The sequence below is a fragment of the Paenarthrobacter nitroguajacolicus genome, assembly GCF_051027655.1.
Classification (GTDB): Bacteria; Actinomycetota; Actinomycetes; order Actinomycetales; family Micrococcaceae; genus Arthrobacter; species Arthrobacter nitroguajacolicus.
The window spans coordinates 1461360-1476067 of sequence record NZ_CP073234.1 but is presented as its reverse complement, the minus strand read 5'-3'; the positions used below and the strand labels follow the sequence as shown (position 1 = coordinate 1476067).

Sequence of the window (14708 nt, the reverse complement as noted above, 5' to 3'; positions counted from 1 at the left end):
CTTCATTGTCACGGGTTCTCTGTCGTAGGAGACTTGAGGCGACGGCATTCCATCTTGGACCGCCCGCGGGGCCACCCGGCTGCGGGGCCTCACAGCACCTTGTAGCGGCCTGGTGGATCAATGAGTTCCATGACACCCCCCGAAAAGGCCGCTCGGCGTTCGCGCCATCTCTTGCCCTTGGTGACTATCGCACTGATTGGATGTCTCGGCGGGTGCGAGTATGAGTCCGACGACGCATCCATGCCGTCTGCCAGTTCTCCGATGACGGAGGCTCGCACGGTCCCACCGCTGCCGGAGAGTCGCGACCCTCGCACGGTCCCGCCGCTGCCGAAGAGTGGCGATATCGACGCCGGCACATATCTAGTCCCCGTCGACGGCTACAAGGAGCCTTTCGAGATCACCGTTCCAGGCGGCTGGTCTGCTCTCGACGGCAACAGCCTGGGCAAGGATGACCCGGATCACCCGGCTGAATGGGCCGTCCACCTGACCCTTGGGTCCGCGTTCTATGTGTCGATGGACGCATGCCACTGGAGGGGTGCCCTTGCCGATGTCGGTCCTGCGGACTGGGCCTTCACTAGGGCTATGGCGGCGCAATCGTCAACGGCAAGCACTCCTCCTGTCAAGATCATGGTGGGCGATTACCCCGGCTTCGAGTTCGACCACTCCGTCGAGGGCGACGTGGACATCCCGGCCTGCGACGGCGGCAAGTTCTGCATCCACTCAGAAATGATGTACCACTGCACACACTGGTACTCGACTCAGAATGAACACGAGACCTACCGGGTGGTCGACTTGGAGGGCCGGCGGGCTGTCGTTGCGGTGGGCTATATCGACGAATCGATCAATCCGGAGCTGATGAGAGAGGCACGCACTGTCTTCGACTCGATCGTGTTCGAGTCCTACAAGTGATCAGCTGATCCGATGGCCAATCCCGCTCGCTGACACGCTAGGCCGCCTTCACCAGGGGAAGCTCGTCCCAGTTGGTGGTGTAGCGGGGGCTGAGCATGTCGCGTTTCATGGACCAGTCCGGGCCGCCTTTGATGCCCGCATGGCCCAAACCGATGGAGCCACGGCCATAGCGCTTGCTGACCTGTTCCAGCAAGGGGCCTATGCCCCGTTCTTCATGCCGGTTCTCGAAGATTTCCAGCGGTTTCTGGTTGCCGCTGGGTCGGAGGTCCGTGACCATGATTCCAGCTTTGGCGTACCTCACGCCTTCCTGGATTTTGGGAACCAGCGCATGCGCAGCCTTGGTCAGCAACACCGGATCCGAGGTGGGCATTGGCAGCTTGACGTTGACAGTGGGGAACGATTTGTCGTTGGGGTTGTAGACCGACGTTGCGGCAAAGGCAGTCAGCAGCTTGGCTTGCAGGTCATGCTTGGCCAGCCTGGCACTGGCCATCTGGCCATAGACACTCAGTACCTGCCGCAGCTCAGCTGCTGAGGTTATGGGCGTGGAGAAAGAGCGGGAGAAGATCAGTTGATCCCGCCCGATCCGTTCCTCCTCCATGGGGATGCAGGGGGTGCCTTGCAGTTCCAGCACAGTCCGCATCATGACGATGGAGAACTTGTCCCGCAATGCCACGGGGTCGGCACGGACCAGGTCCAGGATGGAGAAGATCCCCATCGCGTTCAGGCGTTTCGTGAGCCTGGTGGCGACGCCCCAGATTTCGATCACGGAGAGCCGTGCCATGAGTGCTTCGCGTTGGGCCTCCGGGATGGAGTCCCACCGGCACACCCCATTGAAGGCCGGGTTGTGCTTTGCCCACTTGTTGGCCAGCTTGGCAAGCGTCTTGGTGCGCGCGATTCCTACACAAACGGGAACCCCCACGTGTCGTTGGCAGGCAGCTTTGATGGTGCGCCCTAGCTCCAACAGATCCTCGGGTCGCCCTTTGACTCCGAGGAACGCTTCATCAATGGAGTACACCTCCTGCCATGCTGAGTACCGGGCCAGGAGCTCCATCACCCGCGAGCTGATGTCTCCATACAGTTCATAGTTGCTTGAGAGTGCAATAAGTCCCCATTCCTTGGCGCGTGGAGCAAGCTTGAACCAAGGCTCGCCGAGTCCGATTCCCAGTCTTTTGGCCTCCGGCGACCTGGTCACGGCGCAGCCGTCGTTGTTGGACAGGACGATCAGCGGCTTGCCCTCCAACGCAGGATTGAAGGCACGTTCTGCCGACGCATAGAAGCAGTTGATATCCACGTGGGCGATCTCCTGCATGCGATGCATGAGCGCTGGCTTGGACATTCCACTCCTTGGCTCGCACTAGCACGCGTACCAGCATTCGAGTGCGCGACACGCCATGCATTCGAACATACATTCGAATACCTTCACTGTACCGCCAGCCCCTGACAAGAAGACATCCCGCACGCCGGACTACGGGAGTCCGGCGGGCGGGATGCCAACGGTGCGGAGTTCTAAGAAGTTGCTGCCGGCTCCTTCTTGTGCACCAGGTAGATGGCACCGGTGGTCACATCTTCTTCGAGTGCCTCCAAGGTGCGTCCGCGGGTTTCGGGAACCTGCGTGTAGATGAAGACGAGGGCCAGGATTCCAACAATCCCAAAGAGGAAGAACGTTCCCGTAATCCCCACGCCCGCCACCAACGTGGGGAAGAAGAGGCCGAGGAGGGCATTGGCGATCCAGAGGCAGAATACCGACAGGCCGATCGCGAAGCCGCGAACATGCAGCGGGAAGATCTCGGACAGCATCACCCACACGGCGATGTTGAGGAATGTCTGCATGGATCCTACAAACGCCACCACCAGGAACAAGATAACGAAGGGGCGTGCGGCATTGCCGACGGGCAGGACGATCGAGGCGATTCCGATGAGGAAGTGGCAAACGGTGGTCAGCGTGAATCCAAGGAGCAGGGTGGTGCGTCGATTAATCCGTTGCATGAGCGTCAAGGCAATGACGCCACCGACCACCGCAATGACGCCGGGGGCAATGTTGGCAATGAGGGCTCCACTTGAGTCGAAGCCGGCTTCAACCAGCACGGACTGCCCGTAGTACATGATCGAGTTGATGCCGGTTAGCTGCTGAGCCACGCCCAAGCCGATACCTACCAGCACAATGCGCAGGATCCATTTGTCCTTGAGTGCTCCCCAAGAGGTTGCTTTTGAAGCCCGTTCCTCGTCAGCCAAGTGCTTCACATCGGCCATTTCAGCCTCGGCTCGCTCCACGGATCGAATGGTCTTCAGCACTTCCAGCGCTTCTTGCGACCTCCCCTTGGAAATGAGCCAACGCGGCGACTCAGGCATGCGCAGCATACCGAAGAACAGAGCTATGGCGGGCAGGGCTGCGACCGCAAGCATGATGCGCCAGACTCCCCCGAATTCACCCCAGACATTGCCGATAATGGCGTTGACTACGAAAGCCGCGAGCTGCCCAATGACGATCATGAGTTCGTTCCGTCCCGCAAGGGAGCCACGGATTTCATACGGCGCCAGCTCGGCAAGGAACACCGGGACCACGGTAGAGGCGCCACCGACAGCCAGGCCGAGGATGACCCGCCCCAGCACCATGACTTCGAAGCTCGGTGCGAAGACGCAGGCAATGGTCCCGGCAAAGAACAGGACGGCCAACAGGATGATCGTTTTGCGGCGACCCCAACCATCCGACAAGCGCCCACCGCCAACCGCTCCGGCAGCCGCTCCGAACAAAAGGGAGCTGGTGACGATTCCTTCTGTCAGCGGCGTCAATGCGAGGTCCACGGTCATAGGCCTCAGTGCGCCGTTGATGACGCCGGTGTCGTAGCCGAAGAGAAGACCGCCGAAGGTGGCTACCAAGGCAACGAGGCCGAGGCGCTTTCTGTGCGGACCATTTGTCAGCGGAGGGAGCGAGGCGCCATCGGCGGCTCCCCGCTGCGTTTGTGTGGCAGACATCAAGACTCCTTTGTCAGTGTGCTGCGGGTCATATTCACCCGCTCTGAATACAGACTAACGCGCGAAAGGCTTAAATGTAAGGTCAAACTAACAAATGCCTGGGTTCGTGACTTTCCGCCATGGGAGGATGAGGGCATGGTTATCGACAACCGCCATCGTTCGGCCACTCAAAGCGACGTCGCCAAGGAAGTCGGCGTCTCCCGAACCCTCGTGTCTTTTGCCTTCCGCGGTGCACCGGGCGTCAGCGAGGAAACCAAACAGGCGATCTTCGATGCCGCAAAGCGCCTGGGCTACCGACCCAACGCAGTAGCTGCCGATCTCGCACGAAAGCATCGGTCCGCCGTCGGGCTCCATCTCCTGGACATCCGCAACGAGGTCTACGCTGACATCCTCAGCGGCGTCCGCATGGCACTGCCCCAGGACGGCAACCGGCTCATCCTGAGTGTCTCCCGGTCTGTTGACGGCGAGGACGACGGCGCGCTGGAATCACTGATTGAGGCGCGAGTGGGGATAATCATTGCCGCCACCCTGCTGGATTCCGACGAACGGGTCCATGAATTGGCCAAGATCGTTCCACTGGTCAGCGTGACGCGTCCCGTGGATGGCGTGGACAGCGTCTATTCAGACGATGCCGCCGGCGCCCGCGCAGCCACCGAACATCTCATCAGGCTGGGCCACACGAGAATCGCCCACCTGGCGGGCCCCGTCTACGACGGCCATACGGTCCGCAGGCAGAGTTACGCACAAACCATGCGCGACGCCGGACTGAAGCCACTATTGCTCGAGGCCGATGACTTTACGCAGGACGCCGGACAGCGGGCGGCCGCCAAATTGCTCGCTATGACTGACCGGCCAACGGCAATATTCACCCACAACGACCCTCTCGCCCTGGGCGCCCGCGAGGCTGCGTACGCGCTGGGCCTTTCGTTTCCGTCGGAGCTTTCCCTGGTGGGATACGACAACTCGAGGACCTCCGGACTTCACGGCATCGACCTCACATCCGTTGACCTCCACGCCGTTGAACTCGGGCGGATTGCGGGAACCGTTGCCCTGGAACGCCTCAGCAATCCCGATGGGCCCGCCGCAGACAAGCGCCTCACGCCGCAGCTCGTGGTGCGAAACTCGACAGCCCCGCCAGTTGGAAACAGTCAAATGTGATGCAGGCACGTGGTGGCGACACCCCAAATGGTCAACTCTGACATTGCAGGGACACGAATGTCCGGATACTTGGGATTATCGGCCTGCAGGACTACGCCCGAGGACGTGACCCGTAGCCTTTTGATGGTCAGCTCGCCATCGAGGACAGCCACGACGACGGACCCGTCCTTGGGCTCCAGCGCGCGGTTGACGATCAACTCGTCACCGTCGCTTATCCCGGCGCCCTCCATGGACTCACCGGTCACCCTCACTACGAAAGTGCTGGTGACATCCTTGATCAGGTGCTCGTTGAGATCGATTCGACCATCAAAGTAGTCCTGGGCGGGCGACGGATAGCCCGCAGCCACCGGGATAGGCGCCAGCAGCACTGACATAAGGGAAAAGCCCGCATCTATCACGCGGGGGCCGACTATCACGCCCACAACACACCTTTATTCGAATATATGTTCGATAGTTCAGTGTACAGCGGATGACAGACATTGTGTCCACCCAGCGTTCGATCCCCGGCGTAGGGTGGTTGTTCGGCGCATTCAGGCTGATGACGAGTATTTTAGGGAAAGTCAAGCGATCGGCTTACTGGCCGAAACTCATCAAACTATCGTCTTTGGCGTCGGCGCAGTGCTGCTGCGGCGGGTCCGGGCACCACTCATTGGAGAGCAATGACCGACCGAAGCAAGCAACTCGCCGGTGCGCTTAGCGCCGACGTCACATGCATGGTCAAGGAACGCCACCCGGATGAGCTGGCCCGCGCGCAGTTCGTGCACGCACGCTCCGAGAAGCTGGTTCTCGGGTTCATGGTGTCTTCGGTAGTGCTGTGGTTCCTCGGCCCGGCCATGTTTCTGAACGGCCTCATCGGCCCGGCGATCGCCATCGCGGTGCCCGGACTGCTGACCCTTGGTTTCCTCATGATCGTGCTCGTCGCCATCATCCAAAACAGGGCTGCTTCACAACCCATCGTCGAGTACGCCAAGGAGTTGGGTCACAACGTCACCAGTGTGACCAAAAAGGGAATTACAGTGTCTGTCCCGAAAGGCGTTGTCAACGTACCGGAGGAGTTCCGCGAGACACGCAAGGTCACGCGCCAGCGATAAAGCCTGTGTCAGCGGCGCCGACCTGAGCGCCGTCGACTCCCTATACTCAGGCAAACGACGGCCTCGCGGGCTTCCGCGACGGTCTACCCGGTGTCCGCGTCGTGCGGAATGGATTGGGGGGCAGCGTCTCCGGCTCATTCAGCAAAACACCATCAGCAGGGAGCCCCACCCGCCACTAGCGAATTACCCGATACCGCACATGCGTCACCAGGCCAGTCCCGCGTACCTCTGCCTGTTCAAGTTCCAGGTTTCCCACGCCGTCGAGCAATCGCTCACCACCACCCAGGACCATGGGTGAAATGTGGAGCCGCAGCTCGTCCATGAGCCCGGCCGATAGATACTGGCGGGCGGTCTGCGCTCCGCCGGCAATGGCTACGTCTTTGTCCCCGGCAGCTTCGCGGGCCTGCGTCAATGCCGATTCGATGCCGTCGGTGACGAAGTTGAAGGTCGTTCCGCCTTCCATCTCCAACGACTCACGGCGATGGTGGGTGAGCACGAAAACGGGTGCGTGATATGGCGGTTCCTCGCCCCACCAGCCCCGCCATTCCGTGTCCCACGCCGCCGGTCCGGGCCCCGCAAACATGTTGCGTCCCATGATGAACGCACCAGCCGCGAGAATCCCTGCGATCTCCGGCGCGTTCGTCTCCGGCTCTTCGAACATCCATCTGTGCAGGAGCTCTCCGCCGTCGCCCAACGGCTCCTCCACGCGCTGGTTGGGGCCAGCAACAAATCCATCCAGTGAAACAGTCAGATCGCACGTGACTTGGCTCATGCGCCCATCATGCCACCACGGCGGCCGGGGCAGAACGGTCCGCGCGCGCAATGTGATCCACGTTATTACCGGCCGGTAAACAGCACGCTACGGATCGGCCAAAGATGGCAACAGCGGCGAAACACCCGCGAAAAACCGGCCCCCTACGCTGATGATCAACAGCAGGTCACATGAGCGAAAGGGCCAAACATGTCCGCCATCCCGTCCGCACCTTCCCTCCACATCGTCATTGCAGGGGCAGGTCCCGCGGCCCAGGCTCTGGTGCGGCGACTAGCCGGAGCGTCCGAATCCCGGCAGCGCGCTTTCCACGGAACCATCACTGTGCTCAGCAACCGCGACGAGTGCCCGGACGTCCTGTTGGAACTCGCCGAACTCCCCCAGGTCTCGGTCCGCTTCGGGCAGGCAGCCAGCTTCATTGACGCCGATGCAAGGATTGTCACCACCGTGGATGGCATGGAGTTCTCCTACGACCAGTTGGTCATCGCCACCGGCTCGGCCCCGGCCCTTCCGCCGGTGCCAGGCGCCGAATCCAGCCTGAGTTACTCCACCATCGACGACGCCGCGAACATCGGCGAAGCGGTCAAGGACGTCACCCGCCTGGTGGGCCGCCGTCCCCTGGGAATCCTCGTTGGGAACGGACCGGCGGCGGGTCAGGCCGAGGCTGTGCTGCGTGCACGCGGGGTCCGCCCCGTCCGCACAACCCTCCGCCCCACCGCCGTCGTGCCTTCCGCCAGCACCGGCACGGGTGCGCAGGGTTCCATGCTGCCGGCCACCGGCATCCTCTTCGAAGACGGCAGCAGCATGAAAGGCGACCTGGTGGTACTGGCCGAGGAGCGCACTGCCCGCAACGACCTCGCCGAAAGCGCCGGGCTCACAACCGCTCCCGACGGCGGCATTTCGGTAAGTCGCGACCTCGCCACGTCCGTACCAGGCATCTGGGCGATTGGCGATGCCGCGTCCTGCGACGGACTACGGCTGGGCCTGCTTCTGTCCGCCGAGTCCTCTGCGATGCTGTGCGCCTCAGGCCTGCTCTTGAGTGCGGGCAAAGACGATCAGCAGGCGTTGATCGCGGCTTGACGCCCCCTTGGCGGCGGCCCCAGTGACCTCCGGCGCATGTGGCAAGATGGTCCTTTGACGGGCAGTGACAACCCTGCGGCCACCGGGCCGGCCACGCCCTGCACGGAAGGATCCCATGAGCAACGAAGCCGTCGCACCTGAAAATATCGCCTCCTACATTGACCACACATTGTTGAAGCCTGAGGCCAGCCAGGCCGACGTCCTCAAGGTGTGCGCCGAGGCAGTCGAGTACAAGTTCAAGTCGGTGTGCGTGAACCCGGTGTGGGTCAAGACCGTCACCAAGGCCCTCAAAGGTTCGGGCGTGCTCACGTGCTCGGTCATCGGCTTCCCCCTGGGTGCCACCCCCAGCGACGTCAAGGCTTTCGAGGCCCGCGGAGCCGTACTGGACGGCGCGGATGAAATCGACATGGTGATCAACATGGCCTCCGCCCGCGCCAACGACAAGGGCGCGCTGGTGGACGACATCAGGGCCGTGTCCGAGGTAGTCCATGCCGGGGAGGCCATCCTGAAGGTGATCATCGAGACCTCCATGCTGACCGATGAGCAGAAGGTCATTGCCTGCGAAGCGGCCGTGGAAGCCGGGGCGGACTTCGTCAAGACGTCCACCGGATTCAATGGCGGCGGTGCCACCGTCGAGGACGTTGCATTGATGCGCAAGACCGTGGGGCCGGAGGTGGGCGTGAAGGCCTCAGGTGGAGTGCGCTCCCTGGCCGATGCACAGGCTATGATTGCTGCTGGTGCAACACGTATCGGAGCGAGCTCCGGAATTGCCATTGTCAAGGGTGAACAGGGTTCATCCGCCTACTAAGGCTTCCGCTGCCGTCAGAGATTTTTGAGCCCTGCGGGGCGAGGAGGAATGAATGTCCAAGAACGCCACAAGCGCCCCCATTGAAAAAGAGAATAGTCTCGTCCAGAGCATTGTGCTGTTCGTGGTCATGATCGTGCTCTTCCTGGGTGCCATCTACTCGCTGTCCTTCCTCACGCTCGATAACCCGTGGCCGATGGCCGTCTGCCTCGGCCTGTTCGCGCTGGCGTTTTGGATCCCGCAGACCATTTTTGGTCGCTCTGATTCTGCCGGCGAAAGCTAGACCCCGCTGATGACATTGAATGGCCCGGGCTCCCGCCTGGGCCATTCCTTTATGTTGGTCGTTTCCTTGGCGACCACGCTGTTTCTCACTGGCTGCGCTTCAGCGGGTGCCCTCAGCAAGCCGGATGCACCCCAACGCGTGGAAGCAGCCTCCTGCGATGCGTTGGGAAGCAAGGCAATCAGCGTCAAGGAATGGGTGGTGGAGGGATACCTCGACCCCGAGGACACCTCCAAATCCCTGCAACATGCCATAGATTCCGCGTCCAAGAGTGGCGGAGCGATCGTGCAGTTGCCCGAGGGCGTCTTCATCCTGGAACGTCCTTTGGTTATGAAGAGCAATGTATCCCTCAGGGGAGTCGGGCCAACCACCGTGCTGAAAGCAGGTCCGGACTTCCTTGAATTCTAGGGGCCATTCGGCGGCCATCCCTTGATCACCACCAACGGCGCACAAAACGTCACCATCTCACAGCTCACGGCAGACCAAAACGGTGCGGAGCTGGATGGGAACCTTCCAGGACGCCTGCATGAGTATTTAGTGGACGTCCGCCACTCCAGCAACGCCTTGGTGGAGAGTGTCAGCACCCGGAATCCCTACACGTACTCCATCGCCGTGGTTGCCAGCAACAATTTCTGCGTCCGTGATAACAACACACTGGTGACCAGCAGCGGCCGATACGATCAGCTGGATGGCATCCACATCACCGACTCCCATGGAGGGGTGGTGGAGGGCAACACCGTTGACCAGCGCCAGGGAGCTGACGGAGACGACGGCCTCGTGGCCCAAGCCCTCGGCGCGTCAGTCCATGACGTGTCCTACCGAAACAATGACGTGCGGGGCGGATCCCACGGTTCGGGATTGCAGCTGGCCGTTGGCGGGCATGAAATCTACAACATCAGCGTGGATGGCAACCGCTTCCGGGGTTCTCCTGATGGCGTCAAGATCGGATACTACGACGGCGGCACCGCGGCGGTTCACGACGTAGCGGTCATAAACAACGAATTTTCCAATCTTCAAGGCCCGTGGCTCAATTTCCACGGCGACCTGGGCAACATCGTTGTGACGAATAACGTAATCTGCCAGGCCGGCACCATCATGATCGAGGACGCACCCGGAAACATTGTGGCCAACAACGGCACGAACTGCTGACCTGGACTCCCATCAGGGCAGTTGCACTACGCCGCCCAAGGCCGCCAGAACGCCGGGCCAATGCTGTTGGGCCAACGTCCAGGCGGCGGCACCCATGCCCACCATGGCGTAGCCGCTGACAGGGATAAGGACCAGCCATTCACGTCGGGAACCGGCCCGCCCCAGCAACGGGATGGAGAAAGCGCCATTGGGACGCCAGATTCCCCGGATCATGGATTTTCTCAGGAACTTCGGTGGTTTGATGACGATGGGCCAGAGAAGCGGCACCCCGCCGACAGTGATCATGTCCCCCACGATGTGCACCACCACCCCGGTGAGCATGGACAGCGGCAGCCAACCCCATTGATCCGGCGCAAACCACGTCACCAGGCCGGCCATCACCAAAGCGAACAGCCAGTTGGTAATCCAGCCGGACTTTGGAAACAGGTTCAACGCCTTGGCCGCCAGGTTGATCATGAACATGCACAGCAGCCCGGCTCCTATGGAGAGTTTGCCTACCGGCGTCACCATTTGGAACTGGGCCGCCATGGCTGCGAGCACCACAAACGCGGAAGCCCCCAACAGCGAGTGTGTCCCTTGGCGGTGCCCTCCGCTGGCTTTTTCGATCCCCACGGCAATCACATTGGACAGCGGCGGCAGCGAATTCGCGATGGTGCTGTGGCGGTGGTCCCAGTCGACCACCAAAGCAGTTCCCGCCGTCGCCATGGCGCCGATCAGGATTCCGGTGGAGTCCAACGGGTACCAACTCAGGGCGTACGGGCCTGTCGAGGCAATAGCAATCCACGCCGCGGCTCCCGACGCGGCGTGATGTCCTCCCATCATGCAGTTAGCCAGCCTTTACAGGTACTTCAGCGAAAATCGCTTCAATGACGTTATTGGCCCATTGCAGGATCTCTGCGTCCTGAAGATCGCGTCCGCCGATCCTGGCCGTCTTGGGCTTGGGAATCAGCACCGCATCCAAGGCTGGCTTAACCTGGGAACCCGGATACATGCGGTTCAGGCGCATGGTTTTGGACTCGGGCAGTTGCGCCGGCGAGAAGCGGATGAAGTTGCCCTGGAGTGCGACGTCGGACAGGCCGGCTTCGCGGGCACCCACCCGGAAGCGGGCCACGGCGATGAGGTTTTGGGCGGGCAGCGGCGGTTCGCCGTAGCGGTCCACGAGTTCGGCCAGGACTTCATCGATAGCCTCGTAGGTGATGGCTGAAGCCAGCTTCCGGTACGCTTCCAGGCGCAGCCGTTCGCCGGGCACGTAGTCGTGGGGAAGGTGGGCGTTGACTGGCAGCTCGATCTTCATCTCGGCGGCCTTCTCCTCGGCCTCGCCACGGTATTCCGCAACAGCCTCGCCCACGAGCCGGATGTAGAGGTCGAAGCCGACACCTTGGATATGGCCGGACTGCTCACCGCCCAGCAAGTTGCCGGCACCACGGATTTCCAGATCCTTCATGGCCAGCTGCATGCCGGCGCCCAGCTCGTTGTGGGCCGCCACGGCCTTGAGTCGCTCCAACGCCACCTCGCCCAGCGGTTTCTCCGAGGGGTAGAGGAAGTAGGCGTAGGCACGTTCCCGGCCACGGCCAACACGGCCGCGGAGCTGGTGGAGCTGCGAAAGGCCATACTTGTCGGCCCCGTCCACAATCAGGGTGTTGGCGTTGGAAATGTCCAGACCGGTCTCGATGATGGTGGTGCAGACAAGGACGTCGAAACGCTTCTCCCAGAAGTCCACGATGATCTTCTCCAGGCGGCTCTCCGACATTTGCCCGTGAGCTACTTCAACCCGGGCTTCGGGGACCAGCTCGCGGATCTGCGCAGCGATGCGTTCGATGGACGAGACGCGGTTGTGAACGAAGAACACCTGTCCCTCGCGCATGAGTTCGCGTCGGATCGCGGCCGACGTCTGCTTGTTCGTGTACGGGCCCACGTAGGTCAGCACAGGGTGGCGTTCCTCCGGGGGCGTAGCCAAGGTGGACGTTTCGCGGATGCCGGTCAGTGACATTTCCAGGGTTCGCGGAATGGGCGTGGCACTCATGGCCAGCACGTCCACGTTGGTGCGCATCTTTTTGAGCGCTTCCTTGTGCTCCACGCCGAAGCGCTGCTCCTCGTCAACGATCACCAGGCCCAGGTCTTTGAACTCGAAGTCCTTGGACAGCAGCCGGTGCGTACCGATCACCACGTCCACGGCGCCGCTCTTAACGCCTTCAGCCGTCTCCTTGGCTTCCTTGCCGCTTTGGAACCGGGACAGCGGCTTCACTCGCAGGGGGAAGCCGGAGAAGCGCTCGGTGAACGTTTCGTAGTGCTGTTGCGCAAGGAGCGTGGTGGGCACCAGAACCGCCACCTGTTTGCCGTCCTGGACGGCTTTGAAGGCAGCGCGGACGGCGATTTCGGTTTTGCCGTAGCCCACGTCGCCCGAGACCAGCCGGTCCATGGGGATCTCCCGCTCCATGTCGGCTTTGACCTCGTTGATGGTGGTCAACTGGTCCGGCGTCTCCACATAGGGGAACGCTTCCTCCAGTTCACGCTGCCACGGGGTGTCGGGCGCGAAAGCGTGACCCCGGGAGGCCATGCGGGCGGAATACAACCGGATCAGCTCCCCGGCGATCTCCTTGACGGCCCTGCGTGCCTTGGACTTGGTGCTGGCCCAGTCCGCGCCGCCCATCTTGCTCAGCGCCGGCGCGTCTCCGCCCACGTAGCGCGTCACCTGGTCCAGTTGGTCGGTTGGTACGAAGAGCCGGTCCCCCGGCGCGCCACGCTTGGACGGCGCGTACTCCAACACCAAATACTCGCGCAGCCCGGCATCGGACGACGACGTTCCGGTTACCTTGCGCTGGATCAGCTCCACGAACCGGCCGATACCGTGTTGTTCGTGCACCACGAAGTCGCCCGCATGCAGCTGCAACGGGTCCACGGCATTGCGTCGCTTGGACGGCATGCGCCGCATGTCCTTGGTGGAGCTCGCTGTGGCACGGCCCAGCAAATCGGCTTCAGTCAGCAGGCCAAGTTTCAGTCCGTCCAGGACGAAACCACGTCCGACGGCGGCAGTGGTCACCTCGATGATGCCCGGCTGGGGCTCCTTATCCAGGGACTCCACGCGGGAACAAGGAATGTCTGCGTCATGGAACAGTTCGGCCAGGCGCTGGGCGGGACCGGGACCGTCGGTCACCACCACCACACGCCACTGCTCGCGGACGCGGGAGCCAATGAACTCCAGCATTTCGGCCACGTCACCCTGATAGCCGCGAGGTTCGCGGGCGCGCATGTTGAGGACATCGATGTCCAGGACCAAGTCTTCATCCGAGGCGAGTGAGGTGATGGACCACCAGGACACGCCATGTTCCAAGGCGGCCGAGCGGGTGTCGGTGAGCGAACGGAAACTGGCGGCATGCAGATCGGTGGATGCCTGGGAGGACAGGTCAAGGGGCGCCGCACCGCCGTCGGACGCCGTTGACCAAGCAGCTTCCAGGAACTCCTCGTTGGTCGCTGCGAGGTCGTGCGCGCGGGTGCGCACCTTCTCCGGTTCGATGACCACGGAAAGCGAACCAGCGGGGAGCTGATCCACGAACGGCACCATGGCATCCACCAAAACAGGTGCCAATGATTCCATGCCTTCAACAGCGATTCCGCCGGCGATCTTCTCGAGCATGTCTGCCGCGGCAGGCATGTCTGCCTTGAGCTTGGCTGCACGGGACATGACGGACGCGGTGATCAGGATTTCCCGGCACGGCGGGGCGTGCAGTTCGGTGGGGTGGTGGATTCCGGGTGCGGACAGCGAGCGCTGGTCAGCCACGGCGAACCAGCGCATCTGGTCCACTTCGTCACCAAAGAATTCCACGCGGATGGGATGGTCCTCGGTGGGTGGAAAGACGTCAAGGATGCCGCCGCGGACCGCGAACTCACCACGGTGGGTCACCATGTCCACGCGGGCATACGCGGCGTCGGACAGGGCCCTGACAACTTCCGTGAACGAACGCTCCTGCCCTACCTGTAGCGTCACCGGAACCAGGTCGCCCAAGCCGGCCACAATAGGCTGGACCACGGCGCGGACCGGGGCCACCACCACGCGCAAGGGGGCCGCCGTCGAGCTTTCAGGGTGTGTCAGGCGGCGCAGGACGGAGAGCCGGCGGCCCACAGTGTCGGAGCGGGGCGAAAGCCGCTCATGCGGGAGGGTCTCCCAGCTGGGGAAAGTGGCCACGGACTCCGCGGGGAGGTAGGAGGCGAGCGCCGCGGTGAGGTCCTCGGCTTCACGGCCGGTGGCGGTGACGGCGAGGACCACGGGAGCGCCGGCGCCATCGGCAGCAGCGTCAGTCAGCGCATCGGCCATTTCGGCGAGCAACACGGCACGCATGCCAGTGGGAGCGCTGATCTGGTAGTCGGCGTTCCGGTCGCTGAAGGACCGCTGTGCCTCCGTACGAACGCGCGCAAAAGTCTTGTCCTCCGCCAGTGCGCGGCGCAGACCGTTGAGGCTCATGGCAGAAACTCCTAGGGTGGGTCCAAGGGCAGGCA

At 62.3% G+C, this 14708-nt stretch carries 14 protein-coding genes; 8 read left to right on the top strand and 6 right to left on the bottom strand.

All coding sequences use genetic code 11. From position 1 onward, the window contains the following. Positions 1-120 precede the first annotated feature (120 nt). On the top strand, positions 121-909 hold the full coding sequence (locus KCX59_RS07290) for a hypothetical protein (protein WP_179019152.1): 789 nt from the start codon (positions 121-123) through the stop codon (positions 907-909). A gap of 37 nt (positions 910-946) precedes the next feature. Here the strand turns inward: KCX59_RS07290 and KCX59_RS07285 are convergent, their stop codons facing one another. Together KCX59_RS07285 and KCX59_RS07280 are read right to left on the bottom strand one after the other, a co-directional pair. Then, complete coding sequence (locus KCX59_RS07285) at positions 947-2245, bottom strand: Y-family DNA polymerase (protein ID WP_179019154.1); 1299 nt, start codon at positions 2243-2245, stop codon at positions 947-949. 170 nt (positions 2246-2415) lie between these two features. Continuing rightward, positions 2416-3882, bottom strand: coding sequence for a sugar porter family MFS transporter (locus tag KCX59_RS07280; protein ID WP_091466208.1), 1467 nt, complete (start codon positions 3880-3882; stop codon positions 2416-2418). 135 nt (positions 3883-4017) lie between these two features. Between KCX59_RS07280 and KCX59_RS07275 the strand changes: the two genes are divergently transcribed. After that, positions 4018-5040: a LacI family DNA-binding transcriptional regulator gene (locus KCX59_RS07275; RefSeq protein WP_218649677.1), complete on the top strand. Its 1023-nt coding sequence runs from the start codon at positions 4018-4020 to the stop codon at positions 5038-5040. Here KCX59_RS07275 and KCX59_RS07270 read toward each other — a convergent pair. Continuing rightward, positions 5031-5462: a LexA family protein gene (locus KCX59_RS07270; protein WP_017199306.1), complete on the bottom strand. Its 432-nt coding sequence runs from the start codon at positions 5460-5462 to the stop codon at positions 5031-5033. The genes KCX59_RS07275 and KCX59_RS07270 overlap by 10 nt on opposite strands. Before the next feature lie 237 nt (positions 5463-5699). On the opposite strand from KCX59_RS07270, the gene KCX59_RS07265 reads away from it, so the two are divergent. Further along, positions 5700-6131: a hypothetical protein gene (locus KCX59_RS07265; RefSeq protein ID WP_179019156.1), complete on the top strand. Its 432-nt coding sequence runs from the start codon at positions 5700-5702 to the stop codon at positions 6129-6131. Positions 6132-6306: 175 nt separating this feature from the next. On the opposite strand, the gene KCX59_RS07260 is transcribed toward KCX59_RS07265, so the two are convergent. Beyond that, positions 6307-6903: a dihydrofolate reductase family protein gene (locus tag KCX59_RS07260; protein WP_179019158.1), complete on the bottom strand. Its 597-nt coding sequence runs from the start codon at positions 6901-6903 to the stop codon at positions 6307-6309. 189 nt (positions 6904-7092) lie between these two features. Between KCX59_RS07260 and KCX59_RS07255 the strand changes: the two genes are divergently transcribed. From KCX59_RS07255 to KCX59_RS07235, 5 genes are all read left to right on the top strand, one after another. Next, positions 7093-7980, top strand: coding sequence for an FAD-dependent oxidoreductase (locus tag KCX59_RS07255; RefSeq protein ID WP_178997962.1), 888 nt, complete (start codon positions 7093-7095; stop codon positions 7978-7980). A 115-nt stretch (positions 7981-8095) separates the two neighbouring features. Next, complete coding sequence (deoC, locus tag KCX59_RS07250; RefSeq protein WP_179019160.1) at positions 8096-8788, top strand: deoxyribose-phosphate aldolase; 693 nt, start codon at positions 8096-8098, stop codon at positions 8786-8788. Between the two features lie 52 nt (positions 8789-8840). Next, positions 8841-9068, top strand: a complete 228-nt coding sequence (locus KCX59_RS07245) for a hypothetical protein (RefSeq protein ID WP_179019162.1) — start codon at positions 8841-8843, stop codon at positions 9066-9068. A gap of 9 nt (positions 9069-9077) precedes the next feature. Further along, positions 9078-9473, top strand: a complete 396-nt coding sequence (locus KCX59_RS07240; RefSeq protein ID WP_179019164.1) for a glycosyl hydrolase family 28-related protein — start codon at positions 9078-9080, stop codon at positions 9471-9473. A gap of 21 nt (positions 9474-9494) precedes the next feature. Beyond that, positions 9495-10214 (top strand): right-handed parallel beta-helix repeat-containing protein, encoded by a 720-nt coding sequence (locus KCX59_RS07235; RefSeq protein ID WP_179019166.1) that lies wholly within the window; start codon positions 9495-9497, stop codon positions 10212-10214. Between the two features lie 12 nt (positions 10215-10226). Here KCX59_RS07235 and KCX59_RS07230 read toward each other — a convergent pair whose 3' ends face one another. Both KCX59_RS07230 and mfd read right to left on the bottom strand, forming a co-directional pair. Further along, positions 10227-11036 carry a metal-dependent hydrolase gene (locus KCX59_RS07230; RefSeq protein ID WP_179019167.1) on the bottom strand — a complete coding sequence of 270 codons (810 nt, stop codon included), beginning with the start codon at positions 11034-11036 and terminating at the stop codon, positions 10227-10229. Positions 11037-11040: 4 nt separating this feature from the next. Then, positions 11041-14673 carry a transcription-repair coupling factor gene (gene mfd / locus KCX59_RS07225; protein WP_178997954.1) on the bottom strand — a complete coding sequence of 1211 codons (3633 nt, stop codon included), beginning with the start codon at positions 14671-14673 and terminating at the stop codon, positions 11041-11043. Positions 14674-14708 lie beyond the last annotated feature (35 nt).

Excerpts from the sequence above, each read along its gene's own strand:
- KCX59_RS07290 (WP_179019152.1), top strand. The coding sequence starts at position 121 with ATGAGTTCCATGACACCCCCCGAAAAGGCCGCTCGGCGTTCGCGCCAT.
- KCX59_RS07285 (WP_179019154.1), bottom strand. The coding sequence starts at position 2,245 with ATGTCCAAGCCAGCGCTCATGCATCGCATGCAGGAGATCGCCCACGTG.
- KCX59_RS07280 (WP_091466208.1), bottom strand. The coding sequence starts at position 3,882 with ATGTCTGCCACACAAACGCAGCGGGGAGCCGCCGATGGCGCCTCGCTC.
- KCX59_RS07275 (WP_218649677.1), top strand. The coding sequence starts at position 4,018 with ATGGTTATCGACAACCGCCATCGTTCGGCCACTCAAAGCGACGTCGCC.
- KCX59_RS07265 (WP_179019156.1), top strand. The coding sequence starts at position 5,700 with ATGACCGACCGAAGCAAGCAACTCGCCGGTGCGCTTAGCGCCGACGTC.
- KCX59_RS07260 (WP_179019158.1), bottom strand. The coding sequence starts at position 6,903 with ATGAGCCAAGTCACGTGCGATCTGACTGTTTCACTGGATGGATTTGTT.
- KCX59_RS07255 (WP_178997962.1), top strand. The coding sequence starts at position 7,093 with ATGTCCGCCATCCCGTCCGCACCTTCCCTCCACATCGTCATTGCAGGG.
- deoC (WP_179019160.1), top strand. The coding sequence starts at position 8,096 with ATGAGCAACGAAGCCGTCGCACCTGAAAATATCGCCTCCTACATTGAC.
- KCX59_RS07245 (WP_179019162.1), top strand. The coding sequence starts at position 8,841 with ATGTCCAAGAACGCCACAAGCGCCCCCATTGAAAAAGAGAATAGTCTC.
- KCX59_RS07240 (WP_179019164.1), top strand. The coding sequence starts at position 9,078 with ATGACATTGAATGGCCCGGGCTCCCGCCTGGGCCATTCCTTTATGTTG.
- KCX59_RS07230 (WP_179019167.1), bottom strand. The coding sequence starts at position 11,036 with ATGATGGGAGGACATCACGCCGCGTCGGGAGCCGCGGCGTGGATTGCT.
- mfd (WP_178997954.1), bottom strand. The coding sequence starts at position 14,673 with ATGAGCCTCAACGGTCTGCGCCGCGCACTGGCGGAGGACAAGACTTTT.